16 protein-coding genes are annotated in these 16,575 nt (G+C 71.1%); 5 read left to right on the plus strand and 11 right to left on the minus strand.

All coding sequences use genetic code 11. The annotated features are described in order from the left end of the window. Nucleotides 1-60 precede the first annotated feature (60 nt). Nucleotides 61-3,207, minus strand: coding sequence for a helicase-related protein (locus tag G4Z16_RS08065; protein ID WP_246530733.1), 3,147 nt, complete (start codon nt 3,205-3,207; stop codon nt 61-63). Nucleotides 3,208-3,341: 134 nt separating this feature from the next. After that, nucleotides 3,342-5,048: a DAK2 domain-containing protein gene (locus G4Z16_RS08070; protein ID WP_197350118.1), complete on the minus strand. Its 1,707-nt coding sequence runs from the start codon at nt 5,046-5,048 to the stop codon at nt 3,342-3,344. A gap of 406 nt (nt 5,049-5,454) precedes the next feature. On the opposite strand from G4Z16_RS08070, the gene rpmB reads away from it, so the two are divergent. Further along, nucleotides 5,455-5,640 carry a 50S ribosomal protein L28 gene (gene rpmB, locus G4Z16_RS08075; RefSeq protein ID WP_028435377.1) on the plus strand — a complete coding sequence of 62 codons (186 nt, stop codon included), beginning with the start codon at nt 5,455-5,457 and terminating at the stop codon, nt 5,638-5,640. Between the two features lie 176 nt (nt 5,641-5,816). Here rpmB and thiD read toward each other — a convergent pair whose 3' ends face one another. After that, nucleotides 5,817-6,656, minus strand: coding sequence for a bifunctional hydroxymethylpyrimidine kinase/phosphomethylpyrimidine kinase (gene thiD / locus G4Z16_RS08080; protein ID WP_197350120.1), 840 nt, complete (start codon nt 6,654-6,656; stop codon nt 5,817-5,819). A 111-nt stretch (nt 6,657-6,767) separates the two neighbouring features. Then, on the minus strand, nt 6,768-7,784 hold the full coding sequence (locus G4Z16_RS08085; RefSeq protein ID WP_197350122.1) for a thiamine-phosphate kinase: 1,017 nt from the start codon (nt 7,782-7,784) through the stop codon (nt 6,768-6,770). A gap of 230 nt (nt 7,785-8,014) precedes the next feature. Between G4Z16_RS08085 and G4Z16_RS08090 the strand changes: the two genes are divergently transcribed. Together G4Z16_RS08090 and G4Z16_RS08095 are read left to right on the plus strand one after the other, a co-directional pair. After that, complete coding sequence (locus G4Z16_RS08090) at nt 8,015-8,248, plus strand: Lrp/AsnC family transcriptional regulator (protein ID WP_197350124.1); 234 nt, start codon at nt 8,015-8,017, stop codon at nt 8,246-8,248. 20 nt (nt 8,249-8,268) lie between these two features. Continuing rightward, nucleotides 8,269-8,757 carry a DUF3515 domain-containing protein gene (locus tag G4Z16_RS08095; protein ID WP_197350126.1) on the plus strand — a complete coding sequence of 163 codons (489 nt, stop codon included), beginning with the start codon at nt 8,269-8,271 and terminating at the stop codon, nt 8,755-8,757. Nucleotides 8,758-8,800: 43 nt separating this feature from the next. On the opposite strand, the gene G4Z16_RS08100 is transcribed toward G4Z16_RS08095, so the two are convergent. The 3 genes from G4Z16_RS08100 to G4Z16_RS08110 form a co-directional block, all read right to left on the minus strand. Next, a complete protein-coding gene (locus tag G4Z16_RS08100) occupies nt 8,801-9,937 on the minus strand; it encodes a D-alanine--D-alanine ligase family protein (RefSeq protein WP_197350128.1) in 1,137 nt (378 codons plus the stop codon). Nucleotides 9,938-10,138: 201 nt separating this feature from the next. After that, complete coding sequence (locus G4Z16_RS08105; RefSeq protein WP_197350129.1) at nt 10,139-11,140, minus strand: NAD(P)H-dependent glycerol-3-phosphate dehydrogenase; 1,002 nt, start codon at nt 11,138-11,140, stop codon at nt 10,139-10,141. Beyond that, nucleotides 11,137-11,961: a lysophospholipid acyltransferase family protein gene (locus G4Z16_RS08110; protein WP_197350131.1), complete on the minus strand. Its 825-nt coding sequence runs from the start codon at nt 11,959-11,961 to the stop codon at nt 11,137-11,139. The genes G4Z16_RS08105 and G4Z16_RS08110 overlap by 4 nt, the downstream gene beginning before the upstream one ends. A 269-nt stretch (nt 11,962-12,230) precedes the next feature. Here G4Z16_RS08110 and cofC point away from each other — a divergent pair, with 269 nt between their 5' ends. Continuing rightward, nucleotides 12,231-12,920 carry a 2-phospho-L-lactate guanylyltransferase gene (gene cofC / locus G4Z16_RS08115; RefSeq protein ID WP_246530734.1) on the plus strand — a complete coding sequence of 230 codons (690 nt, stop codon included), beginning with the start codon at nt 12,231-12,233 and terminating at the stop codon, nt 12,918-12,920. Between the two features lie 18 nt (nt 12,921-12,938). Continuing rightward, nucleotides 12,939-13,142 carry a hypothetical protein gene (locus G4Z16_RS08120; RefSeq protein WP_028435371.1) on the plus strand — a complete coding sequence of 68 codons (204 nt, stop codon included), beginning with the start codon at nt 12,939-12,941 and terminating at the stop codon, nt 13,140-13,142. A 217-nt stretch (nt 13,143-13,359) separates the two neighbouring features. Here G4Z16_RS08120 and G4Z16_RS08125 read toward each other — a convergent pair whose 3' ends face one another. The 4 genes from G4Z16_RS08125 to leuC all read right to left on the minus strand — a co-directional run bounded on the left by G4Z16_RS08125 (nt 13,360) and on the right by leuC (nt 16,566). Then, nucleotides 13,360-14,016, minus strand: a complete 657-nt coding sequence (locus G4Z16_RS08125) for an HU family DNA-binding protein (protein ID WP_197350133.1) — start codon at nt 14,014-14,016, stop codon at nt 13,360-13,362. Nucleotides 14,017-14,141: 125 nt separating this feature from the next. Further along, entirely contained in the window at nt 14,142-14,396 is a 255-nt protein-coding gene (locus tag G4Z16_RS08130; RefSeq protein WP_028435369.1) for an SCO5555 family protein, read from the minus strand. 137 nt (nt 14,397-14,533) lie between these two features. Beyond that, nucleotides 14,534-15,127: a 3-isopropylmalate dehydratase small subunit gene (gene leuD, locus G4Z16_RS08135; RefSeq protein ID WP_197350135.1), complete on the minus strand. Its 594-nt coding sequence runs from the start codon at nt 15,125-15,127 to the stop codon at nt 14,534-14,536. Between the two features lie 14 nt (nt 15,128-15,141). Further along, nucleotides 15,142-16,566: a 3-isopropylmalate dehydratase large subunit gene (leuC, locus tag G4Z16_RS08140; RefSeq protein WP_197350136.1), complete on the minus strand. Its 1,425-nt coding sequence runs from the start codon at nt 16,564-16,566 to the stop codon at nt 15,142-15,144. Nucleotides 16,567-16,575 lie beyond the last annotated feature (9 nt).

A 16,575-nucleotide genomic window follows, 5' to 3' on the forward strand; every position in this document is an offset into this window, starting at 1 on the left:
GCCGTCGGAACCGAGGATCCCACGGCGGCGGCGCACGCGCCTGCCTCGGACGGCGGCCGGTCATCCCTTGTCGAGGTAGTCCTCGCGCTCCTCGTCCAGCAGGGCCGCCAGCGCCGTACGCAGCTCCGGCAACCGCTCCAGCTCCGGATCCTCCGCGACGACGGCGGTCGCGGCCTGCCGCGCCGCCTCGATGATCTCCTCGTCCTCGATCACGGCGAGCATCCGCAGCGAGGAGCGCACGCCCGACTGCGCCTGCCCGAGCACATCGCCCTCGCGGCGTTGTTCCAGGTCGACGCGGGAGAGCTCGAAGCCGTCCTGCGTCGAGGCGACGGCGTCCAGACGTGTGCGGGCGGGGCCCGTCTCCGGCGCCTCCGTGACCAGCAGGCACAGTCCGGCTGCGGAACCACGGCCGACGCGTCCGCGCAGCTGGTGGAGCTGGGAGACGCCGAAGCGATCCGCGTCCATGATCACCATGACGGTCGCGTTCGGTACGTCCACGCCGACCTCGATGACGGTCGTCGCAACGAGGACGTCGATGTCGCCCTGGGCGAAGCGGCGCATGACCTCGTCCTTGACGTCGGGCTGCATCCGTCCGTGCAGGGCCTCGACGCGGAGCCCGGCCAGGGGCCCCTCGCGCAGCTGCGCCACGGTGTCCAGCACGGCCAGCGGCGGACGCCTGCTCTCCTCCCCGCCGTCGGCGTCCGTCCCGCCCGCCTGTCCGACCTCCTCCGCCTCCTCGGCGGCCCTCACGGCCTTCTTCTTCCCGGATCTGCCGCCCGGCTTCCCGGCCTCCGCCTGCTCCTCCTCGTCGCCGATGCGCGGGCAGACCACGTACGTCTGGTGTCCGGCCTCCGTCTCCTCCCGCACGCGCTCCCACGTGCGGGCCAGGAAATGGGGCTTGTCCCTGGCGGGCACGACATGGCTGGCGATGGGTGAGCGTCCGGCCGGGAGCTGGTCCAGCACGGAGGTCTCCAGATCGCCGAAGACGGTCATGGCGACGGTGCGCGGGATGGGTGTCGCCGTCATCACCAGCAGGTGCGGAGGATGAACTCCCTTGGAACGCAAGGCGTCCCGCTGCTCCACGCCGAAACGGTGCTGCTCGTCGACGACGACGAGGCCCAGGTCGTGGAAGCGGACCTTGTCCTCGATCAGCGCGTGCGTGCCGATGACGATTCCGGCCTCGCCGGTCGCCAGATCGAGCAGGGCCTGGCGGCGGGCGGCCGCGCCCATGGAACCGGTGAGCAGCACGACCTTCGTGGCGCTGTCCGCGCCGCCGAGCATGCCGCCCTCGGCGAGTTCGCCCATCATCCCGGTCACCGAGCGGTGGTGCTGCTGCGCGAGGACCTCGGTGGGGGCCAGCAGCGCGGCCTGGCCGCCGCTGTCGACGACGGTCAGCATCGCCCTGGTGGCCACCATCGTGTTGTGCGTGACCGTGAAATTGTCGGTGACGTAGGCACTGTCGGGGTGGCGCACGCTGATGCACTGGACCTGCTTGCGGCCGACGGGCTCGGCCGCGCGTACGTAGCGGCGCAGCGATTCGGGTGCGCTCCCCCGCGCGCTGCCGTCGGCCTCGCGGGGCTCCAGGGCCTCCGAGCGGAACGGGCTGTGCTCGGGCGGCAGCAGCAGTGTGACGGCCGACTCCGCGGCATCGCCGTCGGCGCCGTCCGGCCGCCCCTCAGGGGTGATGCGTGCGTGTCCGCCGAGCGACCGCACCAGCCACGCGACGTCCTCGACGAGCGCCCGGGAGCGGGAGCGGAGCACGACGGCGTCGTGGTCCCCGTCCGGCGCGGGCCCGCTGTCCCAGCCGTCTGCCCCCGCGTCGAGGATCCCCTGGAGCAACGCGAGCCTGTTCTTGAGCGAGTCCTCCATGCACCCGCGCGGCACGGGGCCCGCGCCGCCGGGACGCCCCAGCTCCGCACCCGTCGCGTACGGGTCCGCCGTGCCCTGGGCGGGGGCGCCCAGATCCACCGGCACCGCGTGCGGCAGATACCACTTCGGCGAACCCGCGGGCGACGTCAGGTCGTTCCGGATCTCACGCGTGGTCAGCGCCTGAGGACGCTCGCCCCGCGACCACGCCCCGGCGGTGGCGACGAGCCACAGATGCTCGTCGTCGCACTCCACGCTGCTTCCGTCGGAGAGCGTCAACCGCCATACGTCACGCTCCCCTTGGGGAAAGACGCCGTCCACCGGCGCCGGCTCGCCCGAGGGCGTGATCACCTCGTCGCCGACCCCGATCTCCCGCATCTCGCGGAACCCGCCGGGCGTGAGGACGAGCGCGTCCAGCGGCTGCGCCTTGCCCGAGCCGACCTCGCCCTGGAGGAGGCGGTGCATGGGGTGCTCGGTTGCGAGGTCGTCGAAGACCTCACGGCTGACGTGCTGCTGCCCCTCGGTGAGGGTGAAGGGCAGCTTGGCGTCGAAGGCGTCCAGCAGACCCCCCTCGACGGGAACGCGCGCCACGGCGGGCAGTTGGGCCTCGGCGACCCTGCGCCGCGCGAGGGCGACCTGGAGGATGAACGCCTCGTCCCACTTCAGCCTGTCGCGGGCCGCCGCGACATCCGCCTTCGTGCGCGGCCGATGCACCTTCTCGAACGCGTCGGGCAGCGGGATCAGCCGCCGGTCCTCGCGGATGGCGGACGGCAGCGGGTCGACGAGGCCGTCCCAGCCCGTGGCCTGCATGGAGGCGAGCACCGTGCCGACGGACTTGGCGATCTTCCAGGACGCCATCTGCGCGACGGCCGGATAGATCGGCATCAGCCTGTTGGCGAACGCGTCGACGTCCTCGTCGCCGCTTCCGGCCCCGAGCTTCTCGTACTGCGGATGCGCCAGCTGGAGACGGCCGTTGAAGACCCCGACCTTGCCGGCGAACATCGCCCGCGTGCCCGGCTGCAGGTCCTTCTGCGGCTGGTAGATGCCGCGGCCGAAGAAGACCAGCTGCAACTGGCCGCTGCCGTCGGTGAGAACGATCTCGAGCCGCTGCCCCCTGCCGCGGTTGAAGGAGTGCACCTTGGACTTGGCGACCTGCGCCACGACGGTGACGTGCTCGTCCAGAGGCAGATCCGACAGCCGCGTCAGCTGGCCGCGCTCCTCGTACCGCCGGGGATAGTGGTGGAGGAGGTCACCGACCGTGTTCAGGCCGAGGTGTTCGGCCAGGACCTTGGCGGTGCTGCCGCCCAGGTGCCTCTTCAGGGATTCGTCGAGCGCGGACACGCCACCATTGCACACCATGTCGCTGACAGGACCGGGGCAATGGACGAGGCCGGGGTGCGCTCGGCGTGCCGCGCCGGCGGGTCCCGCGGGCCCGCCTCGTCACGGCTCGTGGCCCGCGGCGTCGCCACGGGCTCTCATTCGACGCCGATCAGCAGCAGCGAGGAGTGCTGCCGCCCCTCGTAGACCACCGTGTCGACGGCGAGGTGACCGCCGCGCACCTGCTCCTCCAGCCGGTCCGTCAGTCCCTGCGGAGCATGCTCTCCGACGATCAGCGTGACCAACTCCCCGCCCGCCGCGAGCATCCGCTCCAGCACGTCCGCGGCCGCCTCGGCGACGTCGCTGCCGATCACGACCACGTCGTCCTCCACGAGACCGAGCACGTCACCGGCCTCGCAGACGCCGGCCATCGTCCAGAACGGGCGGTCGGCGACGGTCACTTCGCCGTAGCGGGTCGCCCCGGCCGCGGTCGTCATGGCGACGACGTCGTCGTCGAAGCGACGCTCCGGATCGTGCACGGCCAGCGCGGAGATGCCCTGCACAGCGGCCCGGGTCGGCACGACCGACACGCGCAGCTCCGGCTCCTCGGCCCGCGTACCGTCCGCCGCACGCGACGCGGCGGCGTGCAGATCGATGTCGTTGGGCAGCAGCACGACCTCCGCCGCCCCGGTCGCGCGCACGGCCGCTGCCAGGGGCTCCCCGTCCGGGCTTCCGAGCGCTTCCTTCGCCCGTACGACCGTCGCGCCGGCGTCCTCGCAGAGCCCCGCCAGCCCGTCCCCGTGCACGACGGCGACGACGGCGCGCCCGTGCCGGGCGGTGCCGCCTGCGTCGGCGTGCTCCGGGGCGCAGGGCTCGCCTGCCTCCCCCGCGGTGAGGTGGGTGATGCGGATGCGGTGCGGACGTCCCGCGCCGACACCGGCCTCGACCGCCGCACCCGCGTCGTCGACGTGCACGTGCACGCTCCAGAGCCCGTCCCCGCCGCCGACGACGAGCGAGTCGCCGAGACCGTCGAGACGTTCGCGCAGGCCGGTCACCGCGGCGTCGTCGGCGTCCAGGAGGTACATCACCTCGTACGCTCCGCCGCCTCCGTCGGGCGGCACGGGCGCGCCGGACGAAGTGCCGCTTCCCACCGTGGTGTTGGGCCCGGTGTAGGCGCGGCGCCTGCGCGAGACCTCGCCCTGCTCCGGGTCCGCGAGGGCGTCGGCCAGCGCTCCGAGCACGGCGACCAGGCCGCTGCCGCCGGCGTCGACGACTCCCGCGCGGCGCAGCACGTCGAGCTGCCCGGTGGTCTCCGACAGCGCCTCGTGCGAGCGCTCGTGCGCGGCGCGGGCCACGGCCTCGGCATCGGCGTCCTGTTCGCCGGCCGTACGGGCCGCCTCGGCCGCCGCCCTCGCGACGCTGAGCATCGTGCCCTCGACGGGGTGGGCGACGGCCGCGTAGGCGGAGTCCGCGGCGCGCGTCAGCGCCTCGGCCAACAGCCGCCCGGCGCCCGGGACTTCACCCGCGTCGGCGGCCTTCGAGCCTTCGGCCCCGTCGGTTGCCCCGTATGTCTCCGCCATGCCGCGCAGCAGCTGGGCCAGGATCGTGCCGGAATTGCCGCAGGCACCGAGAAGCGCGCCACGGGACAGGGCGCGCAGCGCGGGGGCCGCCGGATCGCTCGCATCCCACTCGGCCTCCAGGGCCCGCGCAGCGGCTTCCAGGGTCCGGCGCAGGTTGGTGCCGGTGTCGCCGTCCGCCACGGGGAAGACGTTGATCGCGTCGATCTCCTCGCATGCCTCACCGACCGCCTCCAGCGCGAACGCGATCCATGCCCGTACCACCGTGGAGTCGAACGGCTGCGGCACGTGAGGACCTCCTCTGGAGTCCGGAGACGGCACGGTCTCCGTCAGTTGTGTTCCGTCTGCTTCCCGTATGCCCCCGGTCCGCGGCGAGCTGCTGCGCGCGACGATCCGCGACGAGGGCCATGCGGTTTCCGAAGGCTAGATGAGAGCACCGGTGGTGTGCGGAACGGAACAGGCCTGCAGGCGAAGGGGCCTGGAGATACTCGGCGGACAGCGCGCTCATGCGGGACGATCGGACCGTTGGGCAGGCCTCACGGGCTGGTTTCGCCGTTCATGAGCAGGCGTTGTATGCTGCTCCGGTTGCCTGATGAGTATCGGGCGTCATGACCTCCCTGGCAGTGCCGGTCGATCACTGTGCCTGCGTCGCCGGGATTTTCCGTACATGCATCTGAAGTCTTTGGAGTGACCCGTGGCTGCCAACTGCGACGTCTGCGGCAAGGGGCCGGGCTTCGGCAACAGCATCTCCCACTCGCACCGCCGCACCCCGCGCCGCTGGAACCCGAACATCCAGCGCGTGCGTGCAGTGGTCAACGGGACGCCGAAGCGCCTCAACGCCTGCACCTCGTGCATCAAGGCCGGCAAGGTCTCGCGCTGACGCTCCCCCTGGGCCTGTAGGTATCCTCCCTCGCCGTCCGGCGCAGGGCAGGGCCCGGGTGGTGCTTCCAGCAGTGCGGCCACCTAGCCGGTTGCTTTCCGAAGCCGGTCCGTCGTGATGACGGGCCGGCTTCTCGCTTTGACGGCGGGCTCCACCGTGCGCCGGGCCCGGTCCCGTCAGCTCCCGCGCAGCCGCCAGCCGTGGTCCACGGGCCCCAGACCCGCCCCGAGCGCGAACCCTGCCGCGATCGCGCCCGTGACGTACTCCTTGGCCTCCCTCGCCGCCTCCGGCACGGACAGACCGCGTGCCAGGCCCGCCGCGAGGGCGCTGGCAAGGGTGCAGCCGGTGCCGTGAGTGTGGCGGTTGTCGTGACGCGGCCCCCGCAGCCAGTGCTCCTCGTGGCCGTCGGTGAGCAGGTCGACGGCTTCGTCGCCGTGGCCGATGTCAGCACCGTCACGGGCCAGGTGCCCGCCCTTGATCAGCGCCCAGCGCGGCCCGTACGAGAGCACGGCCGCGGCGGCTTCCCGCAGCCCCGCTTCGTCGTTGACGCGCACGCCCGTCAGCTGTGTGACCTCGTCGAGGTTGGGGGTGGCGACGGTCGCGGTCGGCAGCAGCTTGGTACGTACGGAATCCAGCGCCTCCTGTGCGAGCAGCGAATCGCCGTGCTTGGAGACGCCGACGGGGTCGACGACCACCGGCTCCCCCACACCGGCCAGCAGTCCGGCCACGGTCTCCACCAGTTCCGCCGACGCGAGCATCCCGGTCTTCGCCGCCTGGATGCCGATGTCGTCCACGACGCTGCGGAACTGCGCCCGTACCGCCTCGGCCGGCAGTTCCCAGTAGCCCTGCACACCGACGGAGTTCTGCGCCGTCACGGCGGCGACGACGCTCATCCCGTGAGTGCCGAGCGCCAGCATCGTCTTGAGGTCGGCCTGGATGCCCGCGCCGCCTCCCGAGTCGGAACCGGCGATGGTCAGCACTCGGGGCGGCGCGGAGTGCGCGGGTGTCGTCTCCATGCGCACAAACGTAACCGGGCCCCCCGATGTGCACGAGGTCCCGTCACCACGGGCGACGTACGGACCTCCGGGCCCGCCGGGCGCGCGCTTCAGGCCCGCCGGGCGCGCGCTTCAGCTCCCGTCGCCGTCACTGCCCGCGGCGAAGTGGTCCCAGCCGCCCGCCCGGTCCCACGGTGCGCCGTCCACGGTCACCCGCGGCTGCGTGCCGGGCGCGAGCACCCGACCGATCTTGCGCCAGCGCGCCGGTAGCTTCGCGGTGGAGGGGAACGTCGCCACCAGCGCGTGATCCTCGCCGCCGGTGAGCACCCAGTGCAGCGGATCGACGCCCACCGCCTGCCCGATGTCCGACATCTGCGCGGGCACGTCGAGGTCGGCGGAGCGCAGGTCGATGCGGACCTTGCTGGCCTCGGCGATGTGCCCGAGGTCGGCCACCAGGCCGTCGCTGACGTCCGTCATCGCCGTGGCCCCGAGCTCGGCCGCCGCCGGGCCCGCGTGGTACGGCGGTTCGGGCCGCCGGTGCGCCTCGACGAAGGCGCGCGGCGAGCGGAACCCGCGCGAGAGCACGGCATGGCCCGCCGCCGACCAGCCGAGCCAGCCGGTGACGGCCACGGTGTCGCCGGGACGGGCCCCGGACCTGGTGACCGGTTCCCTGTTGCGCAGGTCGCCGAGAGCCGTGATGGAGACGGTGATCGTCCCGCCGCGCACGACGTCCCCGCCGACGACGGCCGCGGAGGCGACCTGCGCCTCGTCGCGGATGCCGTCCATGAGCTCCGTCGGCCAGTTCGCGGGGAGTTCGGCGGGGACGACGAGGCCGAGCAGCAGCGCCGTCGGCACGGCACCCATCGCCGCGATGTCCGCGAGGTTCTCCGCGGCGGCCTTGCGCCCCACGTCGTACGCCGTGGACCAGTCCCGCCGGAAGTGCTGCCCCTCCAAGAGGATGTCGGTCGTCGCGACGACTCTGCGGTCGGGCGCGGAGACCACGGCGGCGTCGTCGCCCGGACCGATCTGCACGGCGGGCGTGGTGGTCAGCCGGGACGTCAACTCCCGGATCAGGCCGAACTCTCCGAGCTCCCCGACAGTGCCGGGCGTACGCGGCCGGCCCCCGCGGTACTCCCCGCTCAGATGCATCGCTGCGCCCTTTCGCCTTTCTCCCTCTGCCCGGCCCCCGTTGGGTCCTGCCGCTCGGATCTCCGCGGGCCCCCGTCGATCCGAACGGCGGGCCCTCGGCCGGATCGCGACGTCAGCCGCGTCAACCCACCGTCACCGGCTGTGCTGGGGGTCTCCCGCGCGGTAGCGGCTACGCGGTACCGTTGCGATCCCTCTCCCCCCATGATCCTCGTAGCCGCCCTGGAGGTTCCGTGGTACAGGCCTACATCCTGATCCAGACCGAGGTCGGCAAGGCATCGACCGTCGCCGACGTCATCGCCAAACTTCCCGGGATTCTTCAGGCGGAGGACGTGACCGGCCCGTACGACGTCATCGTGCGCGCGCAGTCCGATTCCGTCGACGATCTCGGACGCATGGTCGTGGCCAAGATCCAGCAAGTGGACGGCATCACCCGCACCCTGACCTGTCCGATCGTTCATCTCTAGCTCCCCCGTATGCTCGCCCGGTGAGCACTTCCCTGCGCCGGGCCCTCTGCGCCGTCACCGTAGCCGTCGCCCTCGCGGCAGCCACCGGCTGCACGGGCGGGGACGACAGTGGACCGGCGCCGCCCAGCCCTTCCGGCAAGGCCGCCGGGACATGCCGGTCGCTGCACGACCGGCTGCCGAAGCGTGTGGACGGGCAGCAGCGGATCACGCTCGATCCCGCCTCGAAGTACACCGCGGCGTGGGGCGATCCGGCCATCGAGATGCGCTGTGGTGTGCCGCGCCCCGAGAAGCTCTCGCCCGGTAGTGAACATTACAACCCCACTGCGGAGGCGGCGGAAGTCAACGGGGTCTCCTGGCTGCTCGAACGGCGCGACGGCGGCTACCGCTTCACCACCACCGACCGTGCCGCGAACGTCGAGTTGAGCGTTCCGGACGACTACGCGCCGGAGATCAACGCACTGCCCGATCTCGCGAAGGCGATACGCGCATCGGTGCCGAAACGCTCCTGACCGCCCGTGCCGGCCCCGCACGCCGAGTGCGCTCTCCTGCCCGCTACCGCAGGCCCGTCTCGCGCCGCAGGGCCGCCTGGATGAGCCGGTCCACGAGCTCCGCGTAGCTCACGCCGCTCTTCTGCCACATCCGCGGATACATGGAGATCGGGGTGAAGCCCGGCATCGTGTTGATCTCGTTGATGACGAACTCGCCGCTGTCCGTGAGGAAGAAGTCCGCTCGCACGAGTCCCTCGCACGAGGTCGCCTCGAAGGCCAGCACCGCCAGCTCCTGAACGCGCGCGGTCTGCTCGGGCGTGAGAGGCGCGGGCACGATGCCCGAGGCGGAGTCGATGTACTTGGCCTCGAAGTCGTAGAAGTCGTGCGCGCTCACGGGCGGGATCTCGGCCGGGACGCTGGCCCTCGGCCCGTCCTCGAACTCCAGCACCCCGCACTCGATCTCGCGTCCGTTCAGCAGCGATTCGACGATCACCTTCGGGTCGTGACGCTGCGCCTCGGCCACGGCCTCGTCCAGGCCCCCGAGGTCGTCGACCTTCGTGATGCCCATCGACGAGCCCCCTCGGGCGGGCTTCACGAACAGCGGCCAGCCATGTTCGCCGGCCAGGTCCACGATGCGCTTGCGGGCCGCGCCCGGATCCGTCCGCCACTCGCGGGGACGGATCGTCACGTACGGGCCGACAGGGAGCCCGAACGAAGCGAAGACGCGCTTCATGTACTCCTTGTCCATGCCGACCGCCGACGCGAGCACGCCCGCACCGACATAGGGCACCCCGGAGAGCTCCAGCAGCCCCTGCAGGGTGCCGTCCTCGCCGTAGGGGCCGTGCAGCACCGGGAAGACGACGTCGACCTCGCCCAGCGCCTTCGGCACGGAACCGGGCTCCTGATACGTCACCTCGCGGTTGCCCGGTTCGACGGGCAGCAGGACGCCGCCGGGCTGTGCGTCGGCCAGCTCCGCCACGCTGGGCAGCTTGCGGTTCTCGATCGCCATCCGCTCGGGTTCGTCGGCGGTCAGCGCCCAGTGGCCGTCCGCGGTGATGCCGATGGGCAGCACCTCGTACTTGTCGCGGTCGATCGCACCGAGCACGGCACCCGCCGTGACGACGGAGATGGCGTGCTCGGAGCTTCGGCCGCCGAAGACGACTGCGACGCGGGGCTTGCGGGAGGGGCTCTGGCTGCTCATATCGCGTCGACTGTACCGTCTGGGCCCACACGCGTCAGGGTCCGCGCGGCCCGCGTCGTCACCGGCTCCGCCCGCCCCGGAGGACGCTGCGTGCGCACCCGCGGACGAGGAGCGCCGACGGCCCAACTGCCGGGCGCCCACTGCGATTACGGCGACGCCGGTGAAGGGCGGTGCGGGCGCACGTCGGACGGCCGTTGCCCGTCAGACGCGTTCCGCCTTCGCGCTGCGCGACATCAGTTCCTTGAGGGCCACCAGGGGCGGCTTGCCGTCGTGGACGATGCCGACGACGGTCTCGGTCAGGGGCATCTCCACGCCGTGCATACGGGCCAGTTCACGTACGGACTCGCACGATTTGACACCTTCCGCAGTCTGTCGTGTGATCGCGATCGTCTCCTCGAGCGTCATGCCGCGGCCGAGGTTGGTGCCGAACGTGTGGTTGCGGGAGAGCGGCGAGGAGCACGTCGCCACCAGGTCACCCATGCCGGCGAGGCCCGCGAAGGTGTGCGCGTCCGCGCCCATCGCCAGTCCGAGACGCGTGGTTTCGGCGAGACCACGGGTGATCAGGGAGGCCTTGGCGTTGTCGCCGAGTTCCATGCCGTCGGCGATGCCGACCGCCAGCGCGATCACGTTCTTGACCGCTCCGCCGAGTTCACAGCCGACGACGTCGGTGTTGGTGTACGGGCGGAAGTACGGAGTGTGACAGGCGGCCTGCAGTCGCTGCGCCACGGAACCGTCCATGCAGGCCACGACGGAGGCGGCCGGACGGCGTGCGGCGATCTCCTTGGCCAGGTTGGGTCCGGTCAGTACGGCCACACGTGAGCGGTCGACCTCGGCGACCTCCTCGATGACCTCGCTCATCCGTTTCGCGGTGCGCAGTTCGACGCCCTTCATGAGGGAGACGAGCACCGTGTCCGTGTGCAGCAGCGGCGCCCAGCCGGCGAGGTTGCCGCGCAGCGTCTGCGACGGCACGGCGAGCACCGTGAACTCGGCGCCGTCCGCCGCCTCGGCCGGATCCGTGGTGGCCCGCACCGATGCGGGAAGTTCGACGTCGGGGAGGTAGTCGGGGTTCACGCGACGGGTGTTGACCGCCTCGGCCAGCTCCGCTCTCCTGCCCCAGAGGGTCACCTCGCAGCCCGCGTCGGCGAGCACCATCGCGAAGGCGGTGCCCCAGGAACCGGTGCCGAATACGGCGGCTTTCGTCACGCGTTCTCTCCCCCGGCGCCACCCGGAGGCGCCGTGTCGTGCTGTGCTCGTCCTGCCTGCTGTGCCGGTTCCGCCTGCTGCTGCGGCGGAACCCCGTCCTGCGGCCGTTGTTCGGTTGCGCGGTGGTCGTAACGCTCGGTGGGCGCGGGCTCTCCGCGGATCTCCGAAAGCAGTGCGGTGATCTCATCCATGATGCGGTCCGTGACCTCGCGCAGCACAGCGGCGGTCGGTTCCTTGCCGTAGAACTCCGAGAGATCGATGGGCGGTCCGGCCTTCACGATCAGCGTCTTGCGCGGAAAGAGCTTGATCTCGCCGCGCTTGGGATAGGGCGGCACCGCGAGATTCGCCCCCCACTGCGCAACAGGAATGACAGGTGCCCGTGTTTCCAGAGCCACTCGCGCGGCACCGGTCTTGCCCTTCATCGGCCACATGCCCGGCTCCCGCGTGAGGGTGCCCTCCGGGTAGAACGCGACGCATTCCCCCTTGTTGATGGCCTCCACGGCGGCGCGGAAGGCTCCTATGGCGTCCTTGGACTCACGGAAGACAGGGATCTGACCCGTGCCGCGCATCGCCGTTCCCACGAAACCGCTCTTGAACAGGCTGACCTTCGCGAGAAACCTCGGGACCCTGCCGGTGTTGTACTGGAAGTGGGCATAGGAAAGCGGGTCCACGGCGGAGTTGTGATTGACGACGGTGATAAAACCGTCCTTTTCCGGAATGTGTTCCATTCCGCGCCAGTCTCGCTTGAAGAACACCAAGAGCGGCGGTTTCAGCAAAACCGCGGCAAGGCGGTACCAGAAGCCGATTCTGCGGCGGGACACCCGGACACCATCTCCTCTTGCCTGTTCGAACAGCCACGTGGTCCCGGCGGGCGGCAGGGCGCGGGCCTGCCGCAGAGAACGGGCGCGGGACCCTCGGCACGGCGGGCGTGGGCCTGACCGGCACGTCCGGCGTGCGTTCACCCCGGCGCGCGAGGGGCAAGTCTCACCCCGTTACCCCCACCGTGTCGAGCACACGGCCCGCCTGCTCTGCCCTGCAACCGTAGCCGGGCGCCTCCCGGCCTCTTCGGGCGGCAGGGGAGAATGAGGGGGTGCAGCCACATGTGACGCCCGTCGCGTGGACCCTCGTGGTGCCGTTGAAGCCGCTGATACGGGCCAAGAGCAGGCTCGCCGCGACGGCGGGCGACCCGGCGCGTGCCCACCTGGCCCTTGCCTTCGCGCAGGACACGGTGAGCGCGGCACTGACGTGCGGGGCGGTGCGCGATGTGGCAGTCGTCACGGACGACCGGTGTGCGGCAAGGGAGCTGGGCGCGCTCGGCGCACGCATCGTGCCGGACGTTCCGTCCGCCGGCCTCAACCCCGCGCTGGCACACGGTGCCGCAGAGGTACGTGCGCGCCGCCCGGATGCCCCTCTGGCGGCCCTGAACGCCGATCTGCCCGCGCTGCGGCCCGAAGAGCTTGCCCGTGTCCTGGACTTCGCCGCGGGCTCGCCTCGCGCGTTCCTCGCCGATGCGGACGGTACGGGCACCACGCTGCTCTCGGCGCTGCCGGGTCATGCGCTCGGCCCGGTCTTCGGCCCCCGCTCCCGTGCGGGGCACCGGGCTTCGGGGGCGCGGGAGATCGTGCTCGCCGGAGTGGACAGCGTCCGGCGGGACGTGGACACGGCCGCGGATCTGGTGGCCGCCCGCGCGTTGGGGCTGGGCCCCTTCACGGCCAGGGCCTGCCGCGAGCAGGTCCCGTGCCAAGGAGCCGGGGTCGCGCCCGTCAACAGCGGTCAGTGACCCTCTAGGCTTCGCTGCATGCAGGCCACTTCGTACACCTACGACCCCGAGACGCGCACGGGCAGCGTGCTGCTCGACGACGGAACGCCGCTCCCCTTCGACGCCGCCGCCTTCGACGCCGGGGGCCTGCGGCTGCTGCGGCCGGGGCAGCGCCTGCGCATCGAGGTCGAGGGGAGCGGGGACGAGCGAAGGGTCACCTTCGTGACGCTACAGACCCTTTGAGAGCCCGCGGGGTTCCGCCCGCCTCCGGAGGTGCGGAGGCTTCCCGGAGGCCGGGAGCGCCCTTCTCAAGGCCGTGAACGCACCACCGGTGCGGCCGGAGGGACGGAGGCCACGCTGAACTCGGCCCCATGGCGAAAAGACCCGCTGAAACGCCCGCCGGGCCGGACTCCCGGTGGGAGTCCGGCCCGGCGCTGCGGGACGTGATGTGCGTGCGGCCTCAGCGCTTGCGCGCGGTGGCCCTCTTCGCGGTCGTCTTGCGGGCGGCGGTGCGACGGCCCGGTGCCTTCCTCGCAGGTGCCTTCTTGGCGGTGGCCTTCTTCGCCGCCGACTTCTTGGCGGTCGTCTTCTTCGCCGCCGACTTCTTGGCGGTCGTCTTCTTCGCCGCCGACTTCTTCGCGGTGGCCTTCTTCGCCGCCGTCTTCTTCGCCGGCATCCGCTTCGCGGTCGTCCTGGCTGCGGTGGTCTTCTTGGCGGCTCCGCGCTTGGCGGCGGCCTTCTTCGCCCCTGCACGCTTGGCGGTGGTCTTCTTGGCGGAAGTGCCGCCCATCAGGCTGCCCTTCGGGGCCTTCTTCACCGCGACGTCGTTCTTCGGAAGCTTCTTCGCCCCGCTGACCAGTTCCTTGAAGCCGGCACCGGCGCGGAAGCGCGGCACCGAGGTCTTCCGCACGCGCACACGCTCACCGGTCTGCGGGTTGCGGGCGTACCTGGCGGGCCGGTCCACCTTCTCGAAGGAGCCGAACCCGGTGACCGAGACCCGCTCCCCTGCCACAACGGAGCGGACGATCGCGTCCAGTACGACATCGACCGCTTCCGCGGCCTGCTGCCGTCCACCGAGCTTGTCCTGGATTGCTTCGACGAGCTGCGCCTTGTTCACGTCTTCCCCTTCGGAACTATTGCAGGAACGAATGTGTTCAAGCTTTTTCGCACGCTAGGCAGATATATACCGCGAATCAAACATGAAACGGGCGAATCACCCTTGTGCCGCAACGAACTCGCCCTTCATCGAGTTCCGTCAGCGCGCTTGCCTGCCTGTTCCTCGGGGAAGCGTCCCTCGTCGATATCGGTCATGAGCCGGTCCACGCGCCGCTCCGCGTCGGCGAGATCGTGCTTCGAGGCCGCCGTGATGACGAGCAGCTTTCGCTGCAGCGCCACCCGTACGCCCTCGGGGACTTGCAGTGTGCGCACTCGTGTGTGCGCCTCCTTCAAGCGGGCGGCGAGCCGGTCGTAGAGATCGAGTTGACCGTCGCGTTCCATGCACCGATTGTGCCATCTGCGGTGAGTTGTCGCATACCGGCTCCTCAACACACACTCGCGCCCCACGCCGCGGGGGCGTGGGGCGCGAGCGGTGATGCGGTTGTGGGCCGTGTGGTGCGTGCGAGCTCAGATGTGCGTCACACCTGCTGCGTAAGGGGTTTGAACGCCTGACGCTTCGATTCGAAGTCGGCGATGGCGGCCTCGTTCTTCAGGGTGAGGCTGATGTCGTCCAGCCCTTCGAGCAGCCGCCAGCGGGCGTTCTCGTCCAGCTCGAAGGGGGACTCGAGGCCGGGTGCGACGATCTTGCGCTCAACAAGATCGACGGTGACCTCCGCGCTCGGGTCGGACTCGGCCAGCCGCCACAGCGCCTCGACGGCCTCCTGCGGCTGCACGACCGTGAGCAGGCCGTTCTTCAGGGAGTTGCCCCGGAAGATGTCCGCGAAGCGCGGGGAGACGACGACCTTGAAGCCGTAGTTCTGAAGCGCCCATACGGCGTGCTCACGGGAGGATCCGGTGCCGAAGTCCTCGCCGGCGACGAGCACCGTGCCGCCCTTGTACGCCTCCTGGTTGAGCACGAAGTCGTCCTGCCTGCGCCACGCCTCGAAGAGCCCGTCCTCGAAGCCGTCGCGGGTGACCTTCTTCAGCCAGTGCGCGGGGATGATCTGGTCGGTGTCGACGTTGCTGCGGCGCAGCGGTACGACCCGCCCGGTGTGTGTCGTGAAGGCTTCCATGTGATGCGTCCTCCTCAGACGCCGGCGGGCACTCGTACGTCGGTCAGGTCGGCGGGCGAGGCCAGATGCCCCAGCACCGCCGTCGCCGCGGCGACCTGCGGCGAGACCAGGTGCGTGCGGCCGCCCTTGCCCTGCCTGCCCTCGAAGTTGCGGTTCGAGGTGGACGCGGCGCGCTCACCCGGCTTGAGCTGGTCGGGGTTCATCCCCAGGCACATCGAGCAGCCCGCGTGCCGCCATTCGGCCCCGGCCGCCGTGAAGATCTTGTCCAGGCCCTCTTCGACCGCCTGGAGCGAGACGCGCACCGAACCGGGCACGACCAGCATCCGGGTCCCGTCGGCGACCTGTCGCCCCTCGAGGACGGCCGCGGCCGAACGCAGGTCTTCGATACGGCCGTTGGTGCACGAGCCGACGAAGACGGTGTCCACGTCGACCTCGCGCAGCGGCTGTCCGGCGCTCAGCCCCATGTACTCCAGAGCCTTCTCGGCCGCCACCCTGGCGCCCTCGTCCTCGAAGGAGGCCGGGTCCGGCACGGACTCCGACAGCGGCGCACCCTGGCCCGGGTTCGTTCCCCAGGTCACGAACGGCGCCAACTCCCCGCCCTCGATGACGACCTCGTGGTCGAAGACCGCGTCCTCGTCCGTGCGCAGCGTCTTCCAGTACTCGACCGCGGCGTCCCAGTCGGCACCCTGCGGGGCGTGCTCGCGGCCCCGGACGTAGTCGAAGGTGGTTTCGTCGGGGGCGATCATCCCGGCGCGGGCGCCCGCCTCGATGGACATGTTGCAGATGGTCATCCGCGCCTCCATCGACAGCTTCTCGATGGCCTCGCCGCGGTATTCGATCACGTAGCCCTGGCCGCCGCCCGTGCCGATCCTGGCGATGATCGCGAGGATGAGGTCCTTCGCCGTGACGTCCTCGGGGAGTTCGCCGTTGACGGTGACCGCCATCGTGCGGAACGGGGCCATCGGCAGTGTCTGGGTTGCCAGTACGTGCTCGACCTGGCTGGTGCCGATGCCGAAGGCCAGCGCGCCGAAAGCGCCGTGGGTGGAGGTGTGCGAGTCGCCGCAGACCACCGTCGTTCCCGGCTGGGTCAGGCCGAGCTGGGGCCCCACGACGTGGACGACGCCCTGCTCGACGTCGCCCAGCGGGTGCAGCCGTACGCCGAAGTCCGCGCAGTTCTTGCGCAGTGTCTCCAGCTGCGTGCGGGAGACCGGGTCGGCGACGGGCTTGTCGATGTCGATGGTGGGGGTGTTGTGGTCCTCGGTCGCGATGGTGAGGTCGGTGCGACGCACACGACGGCCGTCCTTGCGAAGGCCGTCGAAGGCCTGCGGGCTGGTCACCTCGTGCAGCAGGTGCAGGTCGATGAAGAGCAGATCCGGCTCGCCCTCGGCGCGCGTCACGACATGGTCGTCCCAGACCTTCTCCGCCAGTGTCCGTCCCATCGCTTTCCC

The organism is Streptomyces bathyalis (assembly GCF_015910445.1).
Taxonomy (GTDB): Bacteria; Actinomycetota; Actinomycetes; order Streptomycetales; family Streptomycetaceae; genus Streptomyces; species Streptomyces bathyalis.